The following is a 22,983-nucleotide window of genomic DNA, read 5'->3' on the forward strand; positions in this document are numbered from 1 at the left end:
ACCGATTTCAGCATTCCGTCTCTGGCTTCAAGCATAGCGCTCTTGGCCAGCGACACTACGTCTACGTTCGCATTACCCTACTGGGTAATTAGGCGCTTCCTTGGTAATTGTCACATCGTGCACGTGGGACTCTTTCATGCCGGCGTTAGTCACCTTCACGAATTCCGGCTTGGTCCGCATCTCTTCGATGGTGGCGCAACCGGTATAGCCCATGGAGGCACGCAGGCCACCCGTCAACTGATGAACGATGGCACTCATTGGGCCCTTGTAGGGAACCCGGCCTTCGATACCTTCCGGAACCAGCTTTTCAATGCCTGCAGCAGCATCCTGGAAATAACGGTCTGAGGAGCCCGTAGAACCAGACATGGCCCCCAAAGACCCCATGCCACGGTAGGCTTTGTAATAGCCACCCTGGAACAGCTCAACGTCGCCCGGCGCTTCTTCTGTGCCCGCCAACAAGGAGCCGATCATGATGGCGCTGGCGCCTGCCGCCACCGCTTTGGAAATATCTCCGGAAAAACGGATACCACCGTCAGCAATCAAGGGCACACCCGTACCTTCCAATGCTGCCGCCACGTCAGAAATAGCGGTAATCTGCGGCACACCAATACCGGCCACAATACGGGTAGTACAGATGGAACCAGGGCCGATACCGACTTTCACTGCATCTGCGCCAGCAGCAACCAGATCTTTTGCTGCCGCAGCGGTAGCAATGTTACCGCCAATGACTTGTACATCGGGGAAGTGTTTCTTCACCCAAGACACCCGATCAATCACACCTTGGGAATGTCCGTGAGCGGTATCGACAACGATCACATCCACACCGGCTTCAACCAACGCAGCAACACGTTCGTCAGTGCCCGCACCGGTACCCACCGCGGCCCCAACACGCAAGCGACCTTGGGAGTCTTTACAGGCATTAGGATATTTAGCGGCTTTCTCAATGTCTTTGACGGTGATCATGCCACGCAAATCACCCGCTTCATTCACCACAATGATTTTCTCAATGCGGTGTTTGTGTAGCAGGGCCTGGACTTCATCGGCGCCAGCGCCTTCCAGCACAGTCACCAACCGATCCTTGCCGGTCATGATGTCTTTAACACATTGGTCATAGTTGGTAATGAAACGGGTATCACGACTGGTCACAATACCCACAACCTTATCGCCATTCCCTTTTTTCTCAACCACCGGCACACCGGAGATATTATTCGCTTCGGTAATACGAATCAGCTCGGCAACCGTGGTATCTGGGGTGACGGTAATCGGGTCTTTCACTACCCCGGATTCATACTTTTTAACCATCCGCACGTTGCGCGCCTGATCCTCGATATCCATGCTTTTATGGAGGATACCAACACCCCCTTCCTGCGCCATAGTAATGGCTAGGCGGTGCTCGGTAACCGTATCCATGGCTGCGGATACCAGCGGAATGTTCAAAGCAATACCCCGAGTCAACTTGGACTTTAGGGACACATCTTTGGGCAGCACATTGGAATGGGCGGGCACAAGCAAAACGTCATCAAACGTCAGTGCTTCTTGGGCAATTCTGAGCATATTGCACCGTAGGAAGTGAGGGGGGAGCCTGGCGGATTCCACCGGGCGGAGCGGTAGCACCTAAAATTTAGACAGGCACCCCGTTAAATTAGGCGGGCGATTATACGACATTACCGGCTAACCACACAATCACCGCTGGCAGGGTACAAAAAAACGGGCTACCCTCCCGCGATGACCATTTCATCCCGCGCCGAACCGCTGTCTATCAGCCAGTTAAACCTGGATGCCCAGGGCCTGCTGGAAAGTTCTTTTCCCCTGATTTGGCTCCAGGGAGAGCTGTCCAACTTCTCTCGCCCGGCCTCCGGCCACTGGTATTTCAGCCTGAAAGACACCCGAGCCCAGATTAATGGAGCCATGTTTCGTAATCGTAACAGGCTACTGGATTTTGCCCCCCAAAACGGGCAACAGGTGCTGGTGCGCGCCAAGATCACCCTTTACGTTCCCCGCGGCAATTTCCAGATTGTGGTCGAACACATGGAGCCCGCTGGCCAGGGCGCATTAAAAGCCCAGTTCGACGCCTTGAAAGCCCAGCTACAAAGTGAAGGACTGTTCGCCCAGGAACACAAACGAACGCTGCCCGCCTGGCCCAACCAGATTGGGGTCATCACCTCACCCAGCGGCGCCGCTATTCGCGATATTTTGCAAGTACTGCAGCGCCGATGCCCTTCCATACCCGTGGTGATCTACCCCGCTGCCGTTCAAGGAGCCGAGGCTCCGGCGCAATTGCGCCAAGCGCTGGCATTGGCCGTGGCACGTAATGAATGTGATGTGCTGATCCTGGGCCGTGGCGGCGGTTCTCTGGAGGACTTGTGGGCATTCAATGACGAAGGGTTGGCGCGAGCCGTGGCGAACTGCCCCATTCCCATTGTTTCAGCGGTGGGCCATGAAGTGGACACCGGCTTGACCGACTTTGCCGCCGACCTGCGCGCGCCTACCCCCTCCGCCGCCGCCGAGCTGGTGAGCCCGGATCTCTCCATTGTCCGTCAACGACTTGCGGGGCTACACCGGCGACTTCGCTGGGTCATGGCGCAAGAGCTACGTACTGTGCAAGAGCGCCTGCGCCATCTCAGCCAACGGTTGCGCTCCCCCCGCCAGCACCTTGAACAGAGCAGCCAGCGACTGGATGAGCTACAAAACCGCTTGCAGCGGCAAATGCAACATCGCCTCACCCTGCTGCAGGGCCGCCTGCAACCCAGCCAGCAACGGCTGGCGCGGCTGTCCCCGCAACGATTGCTGGTGGAGCGCCAGCAACGGCTAGCAACCCTGAGCAAGCGACTCCCTCAGCCAATCCTGCGCCAACTTCAGCAGCAACAACTGCAGCTAGCCGGGTTGAGTAAGCGCCTGCATACCGCCAGCCCGCTGGAAACCCTAGCACGAGGATACAGTATTACTTTTAAGGGGAACCAGGCGGTGCGCTCTGTGGAACAGCTGCAAGCCGGCGACACCCTGACTACCCGGCTGGCCGACGGCGAAATTATCGCCCGGGTAGAACACGTCCAGGCGTCAGATACGGACTGAGCACTCGCGCCAATTGCTGGCGACGGAAGGGTTTGGCGAGATGGGAGTTCATCCCCGCCGCTAGGCAACGTTCACGTTCTTCATTCATGGCATTGGCGGTAAGCGCCACTACCGGCATCGGCGCCCTCCCCTGTTCCCGCTCCCATTGCCGCAACAATCGGGTAGCGGCCAGCCCATCCATTATTGGCATCTGCACATCCATGAGAATGCAGTCAAAGTCGCGCTGGCGCGCCTTTTCCAGGGCCTCGTGACCGTTTCCGGCTGTCACCACGCAAACGCCCATCCGCTCAAGGATACGCCGGGCCACCATGGCATTGATCGGATTATCTTCTACTAACAAAACTACCCCATGCAGAATGGGCTGATCCTGTTCAATCTGCCGACTCGCAATATCACCGTCACTGGGCTCTCGCTGTTCTCGGCACAATAGACGCAGCGATAACGTGAAGATACTGCCGCCCTCTTCACGGCCGTCCACGGTCAGAGTGCCGCCAAGCATTTCACTAAGCTTGCGAGCGATGGCCAGCCCCAACCCGGTACCACCAAAACGGCGCGAGGTGGACGAATCAATCTGCGAGAACGCCTTGAATAGGCCTGCGCGTTTTTCGCGAGGAATACCGATGCCGGTATCGGCCACGGCAATACTCAGGTCTAGCCAGTCGCCATGTACCGGTGATACCGATACGGACACAGTAACCCCCCCCTCTTGAGTAAATTTCACCGCATTGGAAATCAAGTTGCTAAGCACCTGTCGCAACCGGGTTGGATCGCTGCGCGCCACTTGTCCAGCCAGCGCCTCTGCGCCTTCTAGTTGCAAATACAGGCCTTTGCTTTCTGCCACATAGCGGAACGTCGCCACGCAATTTTTCAGTAAAGGCAGTATCTCGAAAAAGGAGGGGTCGAGATCCATGCGGCCGGCTTCGATGCGAGAAAAATCAAGGATATCGTTGATTACATCGAGTAAATGTCCGGTGGACTCCAAGGCCGCCTGCGTATATTCGTGCTGCTCATCATTCTGAGCGGTTTCTTCCAGCAGTTGCAGCATACCCAGAACGCCGTTCATAGGCGTACGTAGCTCATGGCTCATCATCGCTAGAAAGTCACTTTTTGCCTGGCTTGCCGTCTGAGCATGACGATGAGCATCCTGCAATTCAGTCATGGCCGCTTGCTGCTTGCGGCGGGCGCCTTCCAGAGCGCCGGCCAATTCATTGATATTGTCCTGCAGCTCACCCAACTCGCCTTGCAAACGACGACGGCCGCGTACCGTGTATTCCCCGTAACGTAGAGTCCGAAGCAGACCAGACAGGTCGCCAAGCGGGGCCGCAATCTGCCGGGTCAGATAGTGTGCGATCCAGAGCCCCAAAATTATCGCAAAGAAGGCCGGAATCAGGCTAGCCTTCAAAATTTCTTTCTGCCGGGCCAGCAACCGGGCGCTGGACATCCCCAACACCACTTCACCAATACGATCCGGCTTTATGTTCCGCCCTTCGGTATGGTCGAGCATGCCTTCGGGCACCACCGGCTGACGATAAATACCGGAGTGGAATTCGATAATATCCGCGTTTTCCTCCAGTGCATCGCGCCCCTCGTAGAGTAACACCAGCCCATCGCTATCCCGGAACACCACGTATTGCAGATCAGCCCGCTGCATGGCCATCTGTGCCTGACGACGCAAATCCGTGTAATTGCCCGCCAACACACCATACTCTGACGCCGAGGCAATCTGCTGAGCGAGGAAACTGCCTAACTCGTGCAGATCCCGGTCTGCATCTTCAAAACGCTGCCAAGTCAACGCCATCAACAAAAGGCCGAGCATAAACAGCGCAGGTGCTAGCCCCAAGATTTGCAGCTGTTTGCGAATGCCCGGGCCCTTGCGCGGTGAGTCAGAACCAGTCAAGGCAACGCCCTCGCGTCTTGTAAGGCATCTTGGAGCGTACCGCTGGTGCGGTAACGCATATCAAACCCTCTGGCCACATGCTCGTTAACCACCACCGATGGGCGAACCACGAACGACGATGCCTGCCATTGCCTGTTATTAGCAAAGTAATGCAGCCGCTGAGCCCCTTCGCTGACCAGGTCGCTGCCGCTGGCAAAATATGAAGCAACGCTACCCGCATTCACAAACGTTAGGTCTGGGCCAAACACCGGGCGACGCTGGCGGTAACTGGTCAGTAACACCAGCTTGGCCGCATCAGGCCCCAACAAGGCATCATCCACGGGCAACACAATTGCATCGAGATGATTAAGATTTTCACGCAGTGTATTGCCCAAACCCCGGGCATTGTTTACCGGCAACGGCTCCAGCTTGATCGCGCCACGGTGGCGGCGCACCACCTCTATAGGCCAAACGCTGTTTGTGCCCATTACCACGCCGACCCGACGGGCTAGGGGCATCATGGTGTGCACCATGCGCAATTGGTCAAGCAGGCTCACTCCCGCCCAAACAGCCGCACACTGACAGCCTTGCCGTTCGGCGTCTTCACTCAACGCACGGCTGACATAAATGCCCAGCAACGGTTTACCATGGACCAGAGCATCGCTAAAAGCCGCATCACCGAGCGCCACCAACACATCGGCAGCCTCAGGCTCATCAACCATACGCAGGTTGTTCGGTAGCTCTTGTGTCAGAGACGACACAAATACATCACTAAAAGGGGAGGGTTCAGCAAGCACACGCACCGTTACTGGCGGCGCAGACAACGCAGGGACTGCCGATACCAACAGCAAAAGGAAACCGAGAATAGGTCCCTGCCAGCTCCGCATCCGATTACATCCTCACCGTCACACCAAACCACATCCTGTCTTGCTGATAACGGTTCTCTGGAAAGACTACCGGCTGCTTGTTCAGCCCATGCTGCACGACAGCCTGCCATTCCAGCTCCGTAGGGCCCGCACGATGTCGAAAACGGAGCTGCATATCCACACGTTCAAAACGATTATCGTTGTAATCATTAGATAGGTAGTAGGCCGAAGAAAATGCCCAATGCTGGCTGAACTGCCATGACCAAAGAGCACTACCGGAATTCCGTGCAGCCAGACGGTACTCAGTCTTCACATTGCTCCGGGTGTGGATATGAGCACCGGTTACGCGGAACAAATGCGACGCTGCCGGGCGCCAGGTGAGCTGGGCTTCGGTGCCCTGGTGATTCACCCTACCGTCGTTGTTGGGTTCAAAATCAAAGGAATTCAATGCTGTGCTGAGCAGGTTAGTCAGGGTTTCTTGAAAATAACGAACATCCAGCTCAACCGCGGAAAACTGACCGTAATAGCCTACCTCCCAGGAGCGCATTTTCTCTGGTTTAAAGGTCGCAGGACTTTGTTGAGTCACAAAAAAATAGGCTGGCGACCAGCCCAGTAGTGTCTGGGCGTTTTCGCCAAAGGGAGATGACAGAGCTTGCGCTTGGAAATTGATATTGGCGCGTTCTTCATAAATATCCGGGGTGCGTAGAGCCTCAGAATAAACATAACGCAGGTGATGACCGGGGAACACTCGCCAGTTTACGCCAGCACGAGGACTGAAGTGATCGTCGCTAATCTGGTCTCGCTCCCAATAGCCACCTAAATTTACCGTTACCGGATCCAGAACATCCAGTGCCAAATTGCCAAACAGACGATAGCTGACATTATCCTCTGTGCCGCCCAGGTAACTATCGGACTGAACCCGGTCATGGCGGACCTCCGCACCACTGACTAATCTAGCCCAGCGAGCCAAGTGTAAGGTGTCTTGTATTTCCAAATCATAGCGAACCTCTTGAATATCCAGCTCACTACTGGCACAAAAAGGCGAGCCCGCACTTTGAAGGCTCAAATAACGATTCATGACATCAAGGTCGGACGGGAAGGCAGCGAAAGTCGCCTCTATGTCACCGCCATTTTGCAAATACAAATCCCGTAATTCCTTGCTAAAAAACAGACCGCCACCAGGGCCTGGCTTGCCGGTCACCGGGTCCAGATAACACAACTCAAAACCGGTTACTTCTTGATTGTATTGGCCGTATGTGAGGATCTGCAGCTGATGAGTACGGCTAAAGTTGTGCTGCCATTGCAGCGATAAAAAGGCCCGTTCGCCTTTCTGTATCGGGTCGTCTTGGTATTCACCCATATCCGTCAGTCCCGCTTCCTGCTGGCGCTCCAAGCGGCTCTGACTTCCCCCTGCCTGCACCGTAAGCGTGTTACGCTCATCCGCTTCCCACACCCATTCAGTGTTGAGTGTTTCGATGTGCTTGTCATCCGGCAGGGTTTTTCCTTCGAAAGGTTCATCGTAGCCGTTATCCGCCCGACGGGACACCGAGGCCCGCACGGCACCATTGCTCAGCTGATGAACTCCGACCAAATGGGCATCACGAATGCCATTGTTTCCGCCCAGCATTGTCACACCGCTGCTGCTGATATCGCGCGGATCTCGGGTAATGATATTAATGACCGCGGTGAAGGCGTTGGCACCGTATGCTGCTGCTGCCGGGCCACGGGTCACTTCTATGCGTTCCACATCCCGTATATCCACCGGCATATCGTTCCAGCTGACCCGGGACAGGCCCGGTTGGTACTGGCTACGGCCATCCAATAGAACCAGCATGCGGCGCTGATCCCGCGCCAGGGTTGGGTGGTAAGCCACAGAGGGAACATTGCCATCCACTTTCACGGCGGCCATGCCCGGCACCAGCTTAAGAACCTCGTAGAGTTCGCGAGCGCCACTGGCTTCAATTAAGGTGCGATCGATAACGGTAACGCTGGCGGGGGCCTCAGACTGAGGCTGGCTGACACGGGCAGGTGTCAGCACCATGGCCGGCTGCTGGGCGGGTTCCATTATTGGCTCCATACCCTGCACCGATGCACAGAGCAGGCTTAGCCCCCCGGCTATTCCAACGTATCCCCAACGTTTGATAACCCATCCCCCGTGATATGCGTTACCGCCCCCGGCATTGCCCAGAAGGGTTATTTCTTCATCCGCTTGATCATCCGCTTGCGCTTGTGCACTTGCCGGTCTGTCAGTACATTCTTGCGCCCTTCATAAGGATTCGTGCCAGATTTAAATTCCAGCCGGATAGGCGTACCTTCCAGTTTCAGCAGCTCGCGGAAACGATTTTCCAGAAATTTCTTATAGCTGGTCGGCAAGGCTTCCGTGCGGTTACCGTGCAACACCAACGTCGGTGGGTTATTGCCGCCCAAGTGAGCATAACGCAATTTGGCACGAAAGCGTCCATTGCGCGGTGGCGGGTGGCCGTTGGTGATCTCTTCCATCATCCGAGTCAGCTCGTTGGTGCCAATCTTGATAAAGGCGCTATCCCAAGCTTGCTCTACCATGCCCCAAAGGTCCCCAACCCCAGTACCATGCAGAGCAGAAATAAATTTTATCTTTACCCAGGGAGCAAACTCCAAACGTCGCCCAAGATTCACTCGAACCCGTTCTTTATGATCTGCCTCCAGACCATCCCATTTGTTCACAGCAATCATCAAAGCGCGGCCGCTATCTAGGGCATAGCCCAGAAGGTGCAGATCCTGATCGGTAATACCTTCGCGGGCATCGATCACCACCACCACCACTTGGGCAGCTTCCATGGCCTGTAACGCTTTTATCACAGAAAACTTTTCAACCATTTCGAACACTTTACCGCGCCGCCGCACTCCGGCAGTGTCGATCAAGGTATAAGCGCGGCCCATGCGCTCAAACGGCACCTCAATGGAGTCACGAGTGGTCCCAGCGTGGTCAAACACCACCACCCGTTCTTCACCAAGCATACGGTTGATTAGGGTAGATTTGCCCACGTTAGGGCGCCCCAATACCGCCACGCGAATGCTGTCTTCACCGGGTTTCTTAGAGGTGCGATGCTCGCCTTCCGGAAGCAGCTCCAGATCCGTGAACCCTTCGAGGATATGTTCAATCATGCTGGTCACACCACGGCCATGGGCCGCGGCGATAGGTAACACTTCGGTGAGCCCCAGCGCAAAGAACTCAGACATGGCCGAATCCGCGTCCACGCCATCGGTCTTGTTGACGATGAGATAGGTGGGCTTGGGCAGCTTGCGCAACTCACTGGCGATCTGCTCATCGGCGGCGGTCAGGCCGGCACGGCCATCCACCATGAACAGCACCACATCCGCCTCACCTACCGCCTGCAAGGATTGACTGGTCATCGGTACGTCAATGCCGTCATCGTTCTCGCCGATACCGCCGGTATCCACTACGGTGTACAAATACCCGCCCAGCTGGCCATCCCCGTACTTACGGTCACGGGTCAGCCCCGGAAAGTCAGCCACCAAGGCATCACGAGTGCGGGTCAGTCGGTTAAAAAGTGTGGATTTGCCCACATTGGGCCGCCCAACCAAGGCGATTACCGGCTTCATAGTCATCTCAACGAGGTTTCAACGGCGCTATGGTAACGCCAAAGGCGGCGCCAAACGAAAAAATCTGCGCAGCACGCAGATTTTTCAAAGGTAAACTAAATGCACGGGTTACTTTTGACGCAATCCATAAGCCGCAAGCTTACCGTCATAACTCAGCACATAAAGGGTATCGTCAAAGCTAACCGGGGTGCCAGCAAAGCCATCACGGTCATGCCGCTTGCGTGCTAGCAGGGTGCCGTCATCTGTATTCATCCAGTGCAGATAACCTTCAAAATCACCCACTGCGACCAGCTCTCCCTGAACCGCTGTGCCAGTGAGCCGGCGCCCATAAAGTTTGTCTTGCTTCCAAATGATACTGCCGGTGCGCTGGTCCACAGACCACACCACACCATTGTCATCGGCCACAAACAAACGGCCACCGCTTGCACTGATCACCTGAGCGCTGGACATTTCCTTAGCCCAGTATTGCCGGCCATTAACCTGGTCCGCCACACCTACCTTGCCTTGAAACGCCACCGCGAAAACGCCGCCGCCTTCCACGATCAAGTTCCCGTCCACATCAGTAAGACGGTCGAGTTCAGAACGCCCGGTAGGTTCAGCAATGCGTTGCTCCCATACGGGCACACCGGTTTCAGCGTCCAGAGCCGCTAGCTTGGCATTGGCGAAACCGGCATACACACGGCCATCGACAATGGCGGGTTGGGCCAGCCCACGCAGGGTCAGAGTGGGCACCACGGTTTCGTAATCCCACATTTTCTCACCCGTGCTAGCATCCAGCGCCGTCACATGGCCGTCTTGAGTCTGAAACACAGCAATAGCGCCGTTGCTGGCAGGAATTGCCAGCGCTTCACCAGAAAGTCGGGTTCGCCACAGCTCCTCACCATTATCCATGGACAGAGCTACAGCCATACCCTCGCGTGTACCGTAAAGCACCATGCCGTAACCGGCGTAGAAGCCACCACCAATGCGATCGCCGGTTTTAACCCGCCACTGGCGCTTGCCCTTATCGCGGCTAACGGCATACACCTCACCGAACACATCACCGGCAAACACCTGTTGCTGGGTCACCGCCGGGCGCAGGGTTAACTGGCTTTCTTCCACCCCGTCACCCACGCCCTCCTTCCAGAGCCGTTTTACCTTGTAGCTGGCATCAAAATCCGGCAAGTCATTGGGCTCAATGGCATTCGGGTTGGAGCTACAACCGGTCAACAACAGGCCGGTCAGTGCGAGGGGGAGAAGGAAATATTTCATTTAGCTCTTCAGGTCGTCCAGTTTCATCTGCACACGGTCTTTTTCACCGTTATCCTGCAGGGTTTCCAGCGCCTGGGTATAGGCATCCGTGGCAGCTTGATGATCGCCACGGGCCTTCGCCAAGTCACCACGCAGCTCCAGAGCCATGCCATTGAAGGCGCTCGGGAAACTATTATCCAGCTCGGCGGCGGCCTTGTCATAGGCTTCTTGCTGCAACAACACACGTACCAAGCGTAGGCGGGCGGTGTAAATCAGCGCATCTGTAGCGCCATCATCAACCACGCTCTGCAGTAGAGATGCAGCGCTTTCATAATCACCCGCTTGCACCGCCAAACGAGCCTGCGCCAAATTGGCGTAGTTGGCGTAGGCACTGCCGGGGAAATTTTCTTTCAACGCTTCAGCCTTCTGGTTCACTGTCGCTTCATCCACTTCCTGTGCAGTCAGCGCTTCGACCATCACCTGATAGTGTTTGGAGGCTTCGGCGGACTGTTCGCCTTGGTGGTCTTGCCATTCACGCCAACCAATCAGAGCGGCTACAGCTAACACCACGGTAATAATCGTGGCCGTACCGTTCTTTTGCCACCACTCTTTTAGCAGCTCTGCCTGTTCTTCTTCATCGCGCATGTAATCTGCCACCCTGCTCTCCTTTCGTATTTATATCCCGAGGTTGGTTCGGGTCGTTGTTTGTCGAGTTGAAAGTTTAAAGCTCAAGAGTGCGGAGAAATCCTTTCCGGATGGCAATATCTTGATCTCGTTTCAACTTTAAACTTTAAACTCGTCTGTTGTCTCGTTCAGAACACTCTATTATTCAAGAAACGATGTCACCGCATTGGCCACATCGCCCTGAGCAACCTGTACCTGTTCGCCCTGACCGCGCAGTGGCTTCACCGTCACCACGCCACTGGCCAATTCATCTTCACCCATAATCAAGCCCACCGCAGCACCACTGCGATCGGCTTTTTTCATCTGGCTTTTGAAGCTGCCGCCACCACAGTGCAACTGAATTGCACGACAGGGCAAAGCATCACGAAGATGTTCGGACAACGCCATGGTCGGAGCCAGCACATCCCCCATAGCCATCACATAGACGTCCACCGGCGCTGACAGTTCCGGTCTTTCCTGCTCGATAAGCAAAATCAACCGCTCGATCCCCATGGCGAAGCCCACTGCTGGGGTCGGTTTGCCACCCAGCTGCTCCACTAGGCCATCGTAGCGACCACCGGCGCATACTGTGCCCTGTGCGCCTAACGCATCGGTCACCCATTCGAAAACAGTTTTGCCATAATAATCGAGCCCGCGTACCAAATACGGGTTCACCTTATAAGCAATGCCACTGGCATCTAGCAAGGCTTTCAGCCCTTCAAAATGGGCCACCGCCTCATCATTCAAATAATCCGCCAGCTGCGGCGCGCCTTTGAGCACCTCGCGAGTGCCCGTGTCTTTACTATCCAAGACACGCAGCGGGCTACGCTCCAAGCGCTTCTGCGAGTCCCCATCCAAGTCGTCAAAATGGGCCTTCAGATAATCCACAAGAGCATCACGATAACGAGCCCGGTCAGCACTGTCGCCCAAGGAATTCAGTTCCAAGACCACCTTGTCTTCCAGCCCCAAAGCTTTCCACAGGCGTGCGGTAAGCAGGATGACTTCCGCATCAATATCTGGCCCTGTCATACCAAAGGTTTCTACACCGATCTGGTGGAATTGGCGATAGCGGCCCGCCTGAGGGCGTTCGTGGCGAAACATGGGCCCGGCGTACCACAAGCGCTGGGTCTGGTTGTACAACAGACCATGCTGTTCACAAGCGCGTACGCAACTGGCGGTACCTTCTGGACGCAGGGTTAAGCTGTCACCGTTGCGGTCGTCGAAGGTGTACATTTCCTTTTCGACGATATCCGTAACTTCACCGATACTGCGCTTGAACAGGTCGGTCTGCTCCACAATCGGCATGCGGATTTCCTGGTAACCATAGCTGGCCAGCACCGCACCCACTTTTGCTTCCAGCCACTGCCACAGGCCGGTCTGTTCCGGCAGGATATCGTTCATCCCACGGATAGACGTGATTTTCTTACTCACTGCAATTCCTTAAAAAACGCAGAACGCTGGACACCAAGCACCAGACGCAAACCCATCACGCCCGGCCCACTGGATCCCTCGCCTTCTATTCACTACGGGCGATAATGCCTTTTTCTTCGTCTTCGCGCTGTTTCTTGACCTTGGCGCGCACCATTCGCTCAAGCTCGTCGACCAGATCGTCAGCGGTAATGTGGTGGCTTTTTTCACCGTCACGGTAGGCTAAATTATTGGGCGTGCCGCCGGTGAGCCCCACATCCACTTCACGGGCTTCGCCGGGGCCATTTACCAAACAGCCAATCACCGCCAGGTCGACGGATTCATTGATGTCTTCCAGACGCGCTTCCAGCTCGTTCACGGTTTTGATCACATCAAAGTTTTGCCGTGAACAGCTAGGGCAGGCAATGATGTTCACGCCTTTTTTGCGCAGGTTCAGGCTTTTCAGAATATCGAAACCAACGCGTACTTCTTCTACCGGGTCCGCCGCCAGAGAAACACGAATAGTGTCGCCAATGCCTTCCATCAGTAGCGCGCCTAGCGCCACGGCAGACTTCACCGTGCCAGAACGGAAGGTTCCCGCTTCGGTAACCCCCAAGTGCAACGGCTGTTCTAGCTGAGAGGAAAGCTTGCGGTAGGCCTGCAGCGTCATAAATACATTGGAGGCCTTAACGCTAACTTTAAAATTTTGGAAATCGTAACGGTCGAGGATGTCCGCATGACGCAAGGCCGATTCCACCAATGCATCAGAGGTGGGCTCGCCGTATTTGCGTTGCAATTCTTTTTCCAAGGAGCCGGCATTCACACCGATACGAATCGGCAAGCCTTTGTCTTTGGCGCATTGAATCACGGCCTTGATACGGTCTTCTCGGCCAATATTGCCAGGATTGATACGCAGGCAGTCCACGCCCTGCTCAGCGACAGCTAAAGCAATTTTGTAATCGTAATGGATATCCGCCACCAGCGGCACATCCACCTGCTTGCGAATTTTGCCGAAAGCCTCGGCGGCCTCCATGGAAGGCACCGAAACACGCACGATATCCACACCGGCATCTTGTAACCGGCGGATTTGGCCGACAGTGGCATCTACATCACAGGTTTCAGAATTGGTCATGCTTTGTACGGAGATCGGGGCATCGCCACCGACAGGGACATTGCCCACCATGACTTGGCGGGTTTTACGACGTTCAATCTTAACTTCCGGTTCCATGGTGTTTTCTACCCTCGCGAATCAGGGAACGGAGATCCGCACAACTTTACCGGGGGAATCCGTCGGCAAGGTGACAGCTTTACCGTTAACCAGCAACTCATCCACCGCCCCAGCGTTGCCGAGAGTCAGGTTGAACGGCGCTTTGCCATCCAACATCAGAGAGGCGCCACCAGATTGTTCGCCTTGGCGCAAAGTGCGGCCGTTGGCATCGGTCACTTTAATCCAGCAGTTACTGGTAAAACTGAGTGACAGGCGATCCAGACCATTGGCCGCCAGCATGGATGAAACGTCATCATTATTCTGGAGCTGGCCGTCATCGTTTCCCACGTCTTCAGTGGTAATGTCAGAGATCGACTCAGCAGCCGCCTGCGGCCCACCCTCGTCAGTAGCATCGGTACCGTTAAGGCTTGCACCCTGGATCACACCCGCCATTTCGTCATCAAATTGGGCCTGGCGCTGAACACCCATGTCGTTATTACTGGCGTCTGCTTCGGCTTCACTCTGCTGGCTCATTTCCTGAACCTTGTCAGGCAGCGCAGGCAATTCACCTTTGCTAGGCCAGAACGCCCATAGCAAGGAAACCAGCACTACCAACGCCAGGGCAATCAGCAGCGGTTTGAGCCACGCCGCAGGCGGTGGCGCAATAGACGGCAGCAGCAGGGGCTTATCTAGCGCATCCTCATTAACCATTTGCTGGAAGGTACCGGCGATTTCTTCCGCCGGCAGCCCAAGCAACCGTGCGTAGTTACGCAGGTAGCCCTTCACGAAGGTGGCTTCCGGCAAACGCTCATAATCGTCAGCATCCAAGCTCTGCAGATAGGTCAGAGACAAGTGCAAGCGCTGGGCCGCCTCAGCCTGAGTCATACCCTGGGCCTCACGGGCTCTGCGACAACGTTCGCCGGGTAATACCACCATGTCATCGCTCATTGCTGCGCTCCTTTTGCTTGCTCAGCTTTCCATTGCTGCCACTGACGGTACTCGCCAGAGCGGCGGTAAAGATTATCCAGGGCCAGCTCATAGCTGGATTGCTGGTTGCGGTAGCCCAACGAATTGGACAGTTGAATACCCAGCCACAGGGCGCGGGCACTCTGACGGCCCGTGCGCTGCACATATTGCTGGTAATAATCCCATGCTAGGCGGCTACGGCCTTCGTCAAAATACAATTGCGCCAGCGCTAGGCTGGGCTGAACAGAACGGGGGTTCAGGCGCAGGGCCTTAACATAGGCACTGCGGGCGTCCTCGCTGTTTCCCAATCGCTGGTAACAACGCCCCATGTTTTCCCAGGCGCTGCCTCGGCCCTCATAGGACGGATCGTTGGCGGCTTTTTTGAAATGTTTGAGTGCTTCTTTGTACTCACCACGACCGTACAGCAAGGTGCCGTAGTTATTCAGTGCCGGGGAGTAATGGCGGTCCGCATTCAGTGCTTTGCGGTAATGGTACTCTTCATTGGTAGGGTCCTGCTCATATTTGTAGAGCAATGCCATGGCATTATGCGCGACGGCACTGTCATCATCCAGATTCAACGCGCGCGAAAAATGACGGCGAGCTTCCGACGGGCTGCCCTGCTGCAAATACTGCAACCCGGCTGCCACGCGGCTATTAACCGCTTCATCCACTTTTACTTTTGGGCCATCGTCCACCGTGACACACCCGGCGGCAAAAGCCCCTGCAAGAGACAGGATGAAAATAACCTGAAAAAAACGTCTCATTGGGTCTGCGCTGTATTGTCATCTGTTTGTTCAGTGCGATGAAAAATAGATTCCTTCCAGCGCTCACTGCGCCGGGTACGATCCTTCACCTGCCCCACCAACTGACCACAAGCGGCATCAATATCATCACCGCGGGTTGTCCTCACTGTGGTCATCACCCCGTTGTCATTCAAATATTTGTGGAATTCCAAAATATCGTTTTTACGTGACCGCTCATAACCCGCATGCGGGAACGGATTAAACGGTATCAGGTTCACCTTCACGGGGATGCCGTTAAGCAGTTTAACTAACTGGCGAGCGTGTTCCGGCTTGTCGTTCACATCCCGCAACATCACATATTCCATGGTGATGGTGTTATGACGATGGGTGATATTCTTGCTGTAACGCTTGCACGCCGCCATCAGGTCTTTTAGCGGGTACTTACGATTCAATGGCACCAGCTGATTACGCAGCTCGTCATTGGGTGCGTGCAGGCTCACCGCCAATGACACGTCCAGATCTTCACTAAGCTGATTCATTTTCGGAATCACCCCGGAAGTGGACACGGTGATGCGTTTTTTGCCAATACCGTAACCTAGATCATCTTTCATGATCCGCATGGCCGTAAGCACCTTGTCGTAATTAAGCAGGGGCTCACCCATGCCCATCATCACCACATTGGTAATCGGATGCTGGCCCAAATTACGGCGCGGGCCAAAGGCGCGGCTAGCCTGCCACACCTGGCCGATGATCTCGGCGCTAGTCATGTCGCGCTGAAAGCCCTGCTTACCGGTGGAACAGAAGCTGCAGTCCACTGCACAGCCCACCTGGGATGACACACACAAGGTGCCGCGCCGGCCATCGGGAATAAAAACGGTTTCCACGGCACCGCCGTTATCCATTTCGAACACCCATTTGCGGGTGCCGTCACGGCTAATACTCTCGTGGGTTACCTTCGGGCCGCGTATTTCCGCGACCTCGGACAATTTCTGGCGCAATGCCTTACCCACATCGGTCATTTGCTCGAAGGAATCCGCCTGGTGGTGGTGGATCCATTTGAGCACCTGCTGGGCACGGAACTTCTTCTCCCCCATGGTCAGGAAGAATTCTTCCATTTGCGGGCGAGAAAGGCCGAGCAGATTCACCTTCTGTTGGGCAGTCATAACATTCTCCAATAGGAAACCGGGTTTCCTTTAAACGCCAGCCACGGCCCAAGGCCGTGGCTGGTATTGCACGCTGGCTGACATTAGCTAGCGCGCGGGCACACTTCTTCATCGGAGAAGAAATAGGCCACTTCGCGGGCAGCAGACTCGGTGGAGTCAGAACCATGGACCGCGTTTGCGTCGATAGTTTCCGCAAAATCTGCACGGATAGTGCCAGCTTCCGCTTCTTTCGGGTTGGTAGCACCCATCAGGTCACGGTTTTTGGCAACCGCATCTTCACCTTCCAGCACCTGTACAACCACAGGACCGCTGGTCATGAAGCCCACCAGATCCTTGAAGAAAGGACGCTCTTTGTGCTCAGCATAGAAGCCGCCCGCTTTTTCGTCGCTCAGGTGTACCATTTTCATGGCAACCACGCTCAGGCCAGCCTTTTCGAAACGGGTAACGATTTCGCCGATCACGTTCTTGGCCACGGCATCAGGCTTGATGATAGAGAGTGTGCGCTCAACAGCCATCAGTCAGTTCACTCCAGATTTGCGTTAAATGGTCCTCGGCTACAGCAAGGGCTGCCCGGGGCAATGACAGGAGGGATTGCAGGCCGGCCAAAGCCGCCAGTTTCACCCTCCCTTGGAACCGGCGCATTATACGCATGCGGGGCGAATTATGATACCGTTGCGACCCCGTCGGAGGCGCCCATGCCCTGCCGTTGCGGGGGCGCCCGTTTTCTTACCGCCCCCTCATTCGACAGCGCCCTGTAAAGGCGTATAATACCCGACTAAATTACTCTGGTATTCAACTGCAGGCCCTGATCTATGAGCCAAGCCGAACTGGACAAGCTGATTCGCTCCAATTACGAGGCCGGTTTTACCACCACGGTGGACACCGAGACCCTGCCCCCTGGGCTGAGCGAGGAAGTCATCCGTTTTCTGTCCGCCAAAAAAGGCGAACCGGAATGGATGCTTGAGTGGCGCCTAGACAGCTACCGCAAGTGGCAGGAGATGCCCACACCGGGCTGGGCGCATCTGCACCACCCGCCCATCGACTTTAACGAGGTGTCTTACTACTCCAAGCCCAAAAGCTTGGACGACGCCCCCAAAAGCCTAGATGAAGTGGACCCAGAGCTACTCGCCACCTATGAAAAACTGGGCATCCCCCTGCACGAACAGGAAATGCTGGCCGGTGTCGCTGTAGACGTAGTGTTCGATTCCTCCTCGGTATTCACCACCTTCAAAGAGAAGCTATGGGAAGCCGGAGTAATTTTCTGCTCTATTTCCGAAGCCATTCAGGAATACCCGGAGTTGGTGCAGAAATACATGGGTTCCGTGGTGCCCAAAGGCGACAACTTCTACGCCGCTTTGAACAGTGCAGTATTCTCTGACGGCTCCTTCGTCTACATCCCCAAGGGCGTACGCTGCCCCATGGAGCTGTCCACCTATTTCCGCATCAACGAAGCCAACACCGGCCAGTTCGAGCGCACCCTGATCATTGCCGACGAAGGCAGCTACGTGAGCTACCTGGAAGGCTGCACCGCACCTCAGCGCGACGAAAACCAGCTGCACGCGGCGGTGGTTGAACTGGTTGCTCTACCCGGCGCCGAGATCAAGTACTCCACCGTACAGAATTGGTACCCCGGTGATGAGAACGGCAAAGGCGGCATTTATAACTTCGTGACCAAGCGCGGTATCGCCCACGACAACAGCAAAATTAGCTGGACCCAGGTAGAAACGGGCTCCGCTATCACGTGGAAGTATCCGTCCGTGATCTTGCGTGGCGACAACAGCATCGGTGAGTTTTACTCCGTAGCGCTGACCCGCCACATGCAACAAGCAGACACCGGCACCAAGATGATCCACTTGGGCAAGAACACCAAGAGCACCATTATTTCCAAGGGCATCTCCGCCGGGCGCAGTAGCAACAGCTACCGTGGCTTAGTGCGCATCAGCCCGCGGGCAGAAAACGCCCGTAACTTCACCCAGTGCGACTCACTGTTGCTCGGTGACACCTGCGGTGCACACACTTTCCCGTACATCGAGTCGAAAAACCCCACGGCCACCATCGAACACGAGGCCACCACCTCCAAGGTGAGTGACGACCAAATGTTCCTGTGCCGGCAACGCGGCATCGACCCGGAAAAGGCGGTTTCCATGATTGTGAACGGCTTCTGTAAAGAGGTGTTCAAGGAACTGCCCATGGAATTTGCCGTGGAAGCGGGTAAGTTGCTGGAAGTTAGCCTAGAAGGCGCAGTGGGCTAAGCCCTCACCCTGAAAATGACTGTGTGGGAGTTTGCCCGCAAGCGATTCACCCTTTACCAATCATGGATCGCGAGCAGGCCGGCGCCCACCGCAAACCGAATCAACCCGGGCTGGCCTCCCAGCCCAACCGAAAGGCGCATCAAAATATGCTGGAAATTCGTGATCTGCACGCCACCGTGGCGGACAAGCCGATTCTCAAGGGCCTGAGCCTGACCGTTAAACCGGGTGAAGTGCACGCCATCATGGGCCCCAATGGCTCCGGCAAATCCACTCTGGCCAACGTGCTGGCGGGTCGTGACAATTACGCAATCACCGGTGGTGAAGCCCTTTTCGAAGGCAAAAGCCTGGCAGACCTAGAACCGGAAGAACGCGCCCAGGCTGGCCTGTTCCTGGCCTTCCAGTACCCGGTGGAAATTCCCGGCGTCTCCAACATGGAATTTCTGAAAGCCGCAGTGGAATCTGTGCGCGGTGCCCAAGGTAAGGAAGAGTGGGATTCGGTTACGCTACTGCGCCAGGCCCGCGCAGCCTGCAAGCAAGTCAATCTCGATGCCAGCTTTCTCAAGCGCGGGGTTAACGAAGGCTTCTCTGGCGGCGAGAAAAAGCGCAACGAAATCATGCAAATGCTGCTGATGGAACCGAAACTGGCGCTGCTCGATGAAACCGACTCCGGCCTCGACATCGACGCCCTGCAAACCGTGGCCAAGGGCGTCAATTCCCTGCGTAGCCCCGAGCGCGGCATCGTGCTGGTAACCCACTATCAACGCCTGCTGGACTATATTGTGCCGGACTTCGTGCACGTCCTGTCCAATGGCCAAATCATCAAATCCGGGGGTAAAGAACTGGCTCTCGAACTGGAAGAAAAAGGTTACGGCTGGCTTACCGGAGAAGAGGAATCCGCATGAGTCTCTCTGCTTCCTCTCTAGCACAGGAATTAAAAACCCAAGCGCTCGCCAACGCACAGCGTAGCGGCAGCGCAGGCGATGCTTTGGCCGCGCTGCAAGCCGCCAGTTTCCCGGAACGCAAGACCGAGAGCTGGAAGTACACCTCCTTGCAGGCGCTGGCCGATGGCCACCTCAACGCCATTGCCGACGGCGAAATCAACCCGCCGCTGCCCGCCCTGTCTGAGCATGTGGTGACCATCAACAACGGGAAGTTAGTCGACCACAACCTGCCCGACGGCGTGACCTTGTCCCACGATGGCCCCGCCATCAACGGCCTGCAGACGCCCTTTGCGTTCTATAACAGCGTCGTTGCCAGCCAGCCCATCGTGCTTACTGTGGCGGCCAATACGCGCATCGAGCAGCCCATTCATGTACAAATTCAGGCGGCCAGTGATACTCCTGCACACTGCAACCCCCGTCTGGTAGTGGTACTCAATCAGGGTGCCGAAGCCGCCGTGATCGAACACTACCATGCGCAAGGCAAGGCGTTGACCAATGCGGTCACCGCCCTGATCACCGCCGACAACGCGCAGCTGACCCACTACCGGCTGCAAGGCGAACAGGCATCCACCATACATATCGGCACCCTGATCATTGATCAGCAAGGCGCCAGCAAGGTGGACAGCTACCAGCTGATGACCGGCAACCGCCTGCGCCGCAACGATGTACGCGCCCTAATGAACAAGAGCGGCGCCGAGCTAAACATGAAAGGTATCTTCGTGGTGCGTGATAACAGCCACGTGGACAACCAAATGTGCGTGGAGCACGCGGTTCCCAACGGGGAATCGGATCAGAACTTCAAAGGCCTAGCCGGCGAAAGAGGCAAGGCGGTGTTCAACGGCCGCATCCATATCCACCCCGGTGCCAGCGGCACCAATGCCGGGCTATCCAACAAGAACCTGCTGCTCAACCCCGGCGCGGAGATCAACACCAAGCCGGAGCTGGAAATCTACAACGATGACGTGAAATGTGCCCACGGCACCACCGTAGGCCAGCTCGATGCCATGCAGCAATTTTACCTGCAATCGCGCGGCATCCCGGCAGCCGAAGCCAAGCGCATGCTAAGCCTAGGTTTTGTTAACGAACTGCTGATGACCCTGCCCCACGAAAAAGTGGCACAGTGGGCCACACCCTGGCTGGAAGCCGAACTGACCCACGCCTCGCCGGCGCAAGAGTCTGCCGCGTGATGGATATTCAGGCCCTGCGTGCGCAATTTCCGATTCTGGATCAGCAAGTCAACGGCAAACCGCTGGTGTACTTGGATAACGGCGCCACCACCCAAAAACCGGTAGCAGTGCTCAACGCACTGGACAACTACTACCGCACGGTGAACTCCAACGTACATCGCGGCGCCCACTATCTGAGTGACGAGGCCACCGGCCAGTTTGAAGGCGCCCGCCAAACCGTGGCGGATTTCCTCAACGCCAGCCGCGAAGAGATTTTGTGGACCAAGGGCACCACCGAGTCCATCAACATGGTGGCCCAGTGCGTTGCCCGTGAGCGCCTGCAGCCGGGCGACGAAGTACTGATTGGCACCAGTGAGCACCACGCCAATATCGTGCCTTGGCAACAGGCCTGCGCCGCCACCGGCGCCACCCTGAAAGTGATCCCGCTGCACGATGATTGCAGCCTAAATCAGGCCGCCTTTGAGCAGTTACTCAGCAGCAAAACAAAGATTTTCGCCATCGGCCATGCCAGCAATGCGCTGGGCACCCTGAATCCGGTAAAAGCGATGGTCGCCAAGGCAAAAGCCGCCGGCGCCATTACCCTGGTCGACGGCGCTCAAGCGGTGGCGCACTTCCCAGTGGACGTGCAGGACTTGGACGTGGATTTCTACGCCTTTTCCGGCCACAAGTTATTTGGCCCCACTGGCATAGGCGTACTCTACGGTCGCCGCGAACAGCTCGAGGCCATGCCGCCCTACCAGACCGGCGGCGAAATGATTGAAACGGTGAGCTTCGAAAAAAGCACCTGGAACCAGCTGCCCTACAAATTCGAAGCCGGCACCCCAAACATTGCCGGCGCCATCGGCCTGGCCGCCGCCATTGCGTGGCTGCGACAACAGGACCGCCCGGCACTGGCGGCCCACGAAGACGCCCTGCTGGCCCATGCCACAGAGCGGGCCCAAGCCTGCGATGGCTTGAAAATCATCGGTACCGCCGCCAATAAAGTCAGTGTGCTGTCCTTTCTGTTGGATGGCGGCCACCCAGCCGATGTGGGCATGCTGCTGGACAAACAAGGCATTGCCGTACGCACCGGCCACCACTGCACCATGCCCCTGATGGATACCCTAGGCATACCCGGCACTGTTAGGGCCTCATTCTCGATTTATAATACTCTGGAAGAGGTAGATCGCTTGTTCGAAGGACTAGAGAAAGTGAAAACATTTCTCTGAAAATTAGGGCGCTACTGATTACCCCACTGACTGAAATATTCATGCAGCGGACGTTGAAAGCTCAAAGTTTAAGCGTAGTCGCGTATTGACGCTAAACTAAAACAGCAGCGACAGCTCAGAATTACCCATAGCGCACACGCATGATGGAAAGGTTTTCTGCCCATGCCTGCGCCTTTTCAACGTTAAACTTTGAACGTGCAACTCACTCCTCGCAAGCTCGCAAGGAAGGTACAACATGACAGTTCAGACATTCCACCCCGGCCAGGTCACACTGCACCTGACCGAGGCTGCCAACCAACAAGCCCTGCGTGAGATCCAGCGGGCCGGTGCCACCGGTATTCGTCTGGATCTGGACGAGTCCGGCTGCTCCGGCTTCATGTACACCCTGGACTTCGTGGAAAGCGCCAAAGACGGCGACAAGCTGTTCAAAATCGACGGCGTAAACCTCTACGTGCCGGAAAAATGGCTGCCCATGCTGAATGGTCTGGTTATCGACTACGTCACCGAAGGGGTCAACAGCCTGTTCAAGTTTCGCAATCCCAACGCCACCGGCGAATGCGGTTGCGGCGAAAGCTTTACCGTCGACGACGTCTAACCCG

General features: G+C 56.1%; 19 protein-coding genes. 6 read left to right on the forward strand and 13 right to left on the reverse strand.

The annotated features are described in order from the left end of the window. Positions 1 to 72 precede the first annotated feature (72 nt). Complete coding sequence (gene guaB, locus AS19_RS09565) at positions 73 to 1,554, reverse strand: IMP dehydrogenase (RefSeq protein ID WP_011589130.1); 1,482 nt, start codon at positions 1,552 to 1,554, stop codon at positions 73 to 75. Between the two features lie 171 nt (positions 1,555 to 1,725). On the opposite strand from guaB, the gene xseA reads away from it, so the two are divergent. Then, positions 1,726 to 3,072 (forward strand): exodeoxyribonuclease VII large subunit, encoded by a 1,347-nt coding sequence (xseA, locus tag AS19_RS09570; protein ID WP_035461313.1) that lies wholly within the window; start codon positions 1,726 to 1,728, stop codon positions 3,070 to 3,072. Here xseA and AS19_RS09575 read toward each other — a convergent pair. The 12 genes from AS19_RS09575 to ndk form a co-directional block, all read right to left on the reverse strand. After that, entirely contained in the window at positions 3,029 to 4,969 is a 1,941-nt protein-coding gene (locus tag AS19_RS09575; protein ID WP_035461315.1) for an ATP-binding protein, read from the reverse strand. The two genes, xseA and AS19_RS09575, sit on opposite strands and share 44 nt — an antisense overlap. Then, positions 4,966 to 5,835: a hypothetical protein gene (locus AS19_RS09580; protein WP_035461318.1), complete on the reverse strand. Its 870-nt coding sequence runs from the start codon at positions 5,833 to 5,835 to the stop codon at positions 4,966 to 4,968. Before AS19_RS09580 ends, AS19_RS09575 begins: the two co-directional genes overlap by 4 nt. A 4-nt stretch (positions 5,836 to 5,839) precedes the next feature. Beyond that, on the reverse strand, positions 5,840 to 7,879 hold the full coding sequence (locus tag AS19_RS09585; RefSeq protein ID WP_231860766.1) for a TonB-dependent siderophore receptor: 2,040 nt from the start codon (positions 7,877 to 7,879) through the stop codon (positions 5,840 to 5,842). 128 nt (positions 7,880 to 8,007) lie between these two features. Then, entirely contained in the window at positions 8,008 to 9,417 is a 1,410-nt protein-coding gene (gene der, locus AS19_RS09590) for a ribosome biogenesis GTPase Der (RefSeq protein WP_035461321.1), read from the reverse strand. Between the two features lie 108 nt (positions 9,418 to 9,525). Next, positions 9,526 to 10,668, reverse strand: a complete 1,143-nt coding sequence (gene bamB, locus AS19_RS09595; RefSeq protein WP_011589136.1) for an outer membrane protein assembly factor BamB — start codon at positions 10,666 to 10,668, stop codon at positions 9,526 to 9,528. Further along, on the reverse strand, positions 10,669 to 11,304 hold the full coding sequence (locus AS19_RS09600; RefSeq protein WP_101235030.1) for a tetratricopeptide repeat protein: 636 nt from the start codon (positions 11,302 to 11,304) through the stop codon (positions 10,669 to 10,671). A gap of 168 nt (positions 11,305 to 11,472) precedes the next feature. After that, a complete protein-coding gene (hisS, locus tag AS19_RS09605) occupies positions 11,473 to 12,741 on the reverse strand; it encodes a histidine--tRNA ligase (protein ID WP_082116372.1) in 1,269 nt (422 codons plus the stop codon). 85 nt (positions 12,742 to 12,826) lie between these two features. Then, a complete protein-coding gene (ispG, locus tag AS19_RS09610) occupies positions 12,827 to 13,945 on the reverse strand; it encodes a flavodoxin-dependent (E)-4-hydroxy-3-methylbut-2-enyl-diphosphate synthase (protein WP_011589139.1) in 1,119 nt (372 codons plus the stop codon). Positions 13,946 to 13,966: 21 nt separating this feature from the next. Beyond that, complete coding sequence (locus tag AS19_RS09615; RefSeq protein WP_035461323.1) at positions 13,967 to 14,872, reverse strand: RodZ domain-containing protein; 906 nt, start codon at positions 14,870 to 14,872, stop codon at positions 13,967 to 13,969. Further along, on the reverse strand, positions 14,869 to 15,654 hold the full coding sequence (gene pilW / locus AS19_RS09620; protein ID WP_011589141.1) for a type IV pilus biogenesis/stability protein PilW: 786 nt from the start codon (positions 15,652 to 15,654) through the stop codon (positions 14,869 to 14,871). Before pilW ends, AS19_RS09615 begins: the two co-directional genes overlap by 4 nt. Next, entirely contained in the window at positions 15,651 to 16,796 is a 1,146-nt protein-coding gene (gene rlmN / locus AS19_RS09625; RefSeq protein WP_011589142.1) for a 23S rRNA (adenine(2503)-C(2))-methyltransferase RlmN, read from the reverse strand. Before rlmN ends, pilW begins: the two co-directional genes overlap by 4 nt. A gap of 83 nt (positions 16,797 to 16,879) precedes the next feature. Beyond that, positions 16,880 to 17,311: a nucleoside-diphosphate kinase gene (ndk, locus tag AS19_RS09630; RefSeq protein WP_011589143.1), complete on the reverse strand. Its 432-nt coding sequence runs from the start codon at positions 17,309 to 17,311 to the stop codon at positions 16,880 to 16,882. Between the two features lie 297 nt (positions 17,312 to 17,608). Between ndk and sufB the strand changes: the two genes are divergently transcribed. From sufB to AS19_RS09655, 5 genes are all read left to right on the forward strand, one after another. Beyond that, a complete protein-coding gene (gene sufB / locus AS19_RS09635; protein ID WP_011589144.1) occupies positions 17,609 to 19,048 on the forward strand; it encodes a Fe-S cluster assembly protein SufB in 1,440 nt (479 codons plus the stop codon). A gap of 146 nt (positions 19,049 to 19,194) precedes the next feature. Continuing rightward, positions 19,195 to 19,950, forward strand: a complete 756-nt coding sequence (gene sufC / locus AS19_RS09640; protein WP_046962347.1) for a Fe-S cluster assembly ATPase SufC — start codon at positions 19,195 to 19,197, stop codon at positions 19,948 to 19,950. After that, positions 19,947 to 21,176: a Fe-S cluster assembly protein SufD gene (sufD, locus tag AS19_RS09645; protein ID WP_046962010.1), complete on the forward strand. Its 1,230-nt coding sequence runs from the start codon at positions 19,947 to 19,949 to the stop codon at positions 21,174 to 21,176. The genes sufC and sufD overlap by 4 nt, the downstream gene beginning before the upstream one ends. Further along, positions 21,176 to 22,384, forward strand: coding sequence for an aminotransferase class V-fold PLP-dependent enzyme (locus AS19_RS09650; protein WP_011589147.1), 1,209 nt, complete (start codon positions 21,176 to 21,178; stop codon positions 22,382 to 22,384). The genes sufD and AS19_RS09650 overlap by 1 nt, the downstream gene beginning before the upstream one ends. Before the next feature lie 235 nt (positions 22,385 to 22,619). Next, positions 22,620 to 22,979 (forward strand): iron-sulfur cluster assembly accessory protein, encoded by a 360-nt coding sequence (locus AS19_RS09655; protein WP_035461329.1) that lies wholly within the window; start codon positions 22,620 to 22,622, stop codon positions 22,977 to 22,979. Positions 22,980 to 22,983: the final 4 nt, after the last annotated feature.

Source organism: Alcanivorax sp. NBRC 101098, assembly GCF_001010505.1.
GTDB lineage: Bacteria > Pseudomonadota > Gammaproteobacteria > Pseudomonadales > Alcanivoracaceae > Alcanivorax > Alcanivorax borkumensis.

What these genes read in the sequence shown, in the direction of transcription:
- guaB (WP_011589130.1), bottom strand. Translation starts at nt 1,554, where the DNA reads ATGCTCAGAATTGCCCAAGAAGCACTGACGTTTGATGACGTTTTGCTT.
- xseA (WP_035461313.1), top strand. Translation starts at nt 1,726, where the DNA reads ATGACCATTTCATCCCGCGCCGAACCGCTGTCTATCAGCCAGTTAAAC.
- AS19_RS09580 (WP_035461318.1), bottom strand. Translation starts at nt 5,835, where the DNA reads ATGCGGAGCTGGCAGGGACCTATTCTCGGTTTCCTTTTGCTGTTGGTA.
- AS19_RS09585 (WP_231860766.1), bottom strand. Translation starts at nt 7,879, where the DNA reads ATGGAACCCGCCCAGCAGCCGGCCATGGTGCTGACACCTGCCCGTGTC.
- der (WP_035461321.1), bottom strand. Translation starts at nt 9,417, where the DNA reads ATGAAGCCGGTAATCGCCTTGGTTGGGCGGCCCAATGTGGGCAAATCC.
- bamB (WP_011589136.1), bottom strand. Translation starts at nt 10,668, where the DNA reads ATGAAATATTTCCTTCTCCCCCTCGCACTGACCGGCCTGTTGTTGACC.
- ispG (WP_011589139.1), bottom strand. Translation starts at nt 13,945, where the DNA reads ATGGAACCGGAAGTTAAGATTGAACGTCGTAAAACCCGCCAAGTCATG.
- AS19_RS09615 (WP_035461323.1), bottom strand. Translation starts at nt 14,872, where the DNA reads ATGAGCGATGACATGGTGGTATTACCCGGCGAACGTTGTCGCAGAGCC.
- pilW (WP_011589141.1), bottom strand. Translation starts at nt 15,654, where the DNA reads ATGAGACGTTTTTTTCAGGTTATTTTCATCCTGTCTCTTGCAGGGGCT.
- rlmN (WP_011589142.1), bottom strand. Translation starts at nt 16,796, where the DNA reads ATGACTGCCCAACAGAAGGTGAATCTGCTCGGCCTTTCTCGCCCGCAA.
- ndk (WP_011589143.1), bottom strand. Translation starts at nt 17,311, where the DNA reads ATGGCTGTTGAGCGCACACTCTCTATCATCAAGCCTGATGCCGTGGCC.
- sufB (WP_011589144.1), top strand. Translation starts at nt 17,609, where the DNA reads ATGAGCCAAGCCGAACTGGACAAGCTGATTCGCTCCAATTACGAGGCC.
- sufC (WP_046962347.1), top strand. Translation starts at nt 19,195, where the DNA reads ATGCTGGAAATTCGTGATCTGCACGCCACCGTGGCGGACAAGCCGATT.
- sufD (WP_046962010.1), top strand. Translation starts at nt 19,947, where the DNA reads ATGAGTCTCTCTGCTTCCTCTCTAGCACAGGAATTAAAAACCCAAGCG.
- AS19_RS09650 (WP_011589147.1), top strand. Translation starts at nt 21,176, where the DNA reads ATGGATATTCAGGCCCTGCGTGCGCAATTTCCGATTCTGGATCAGCAA.
- AS19_RS09655 (WP_035461329.1), top strand. Translation starts at nt 22,620, where the DNA reads ATGACAGTTCAGACATTCCACCCCGGCCAGGTCACACTGCACCTGACC.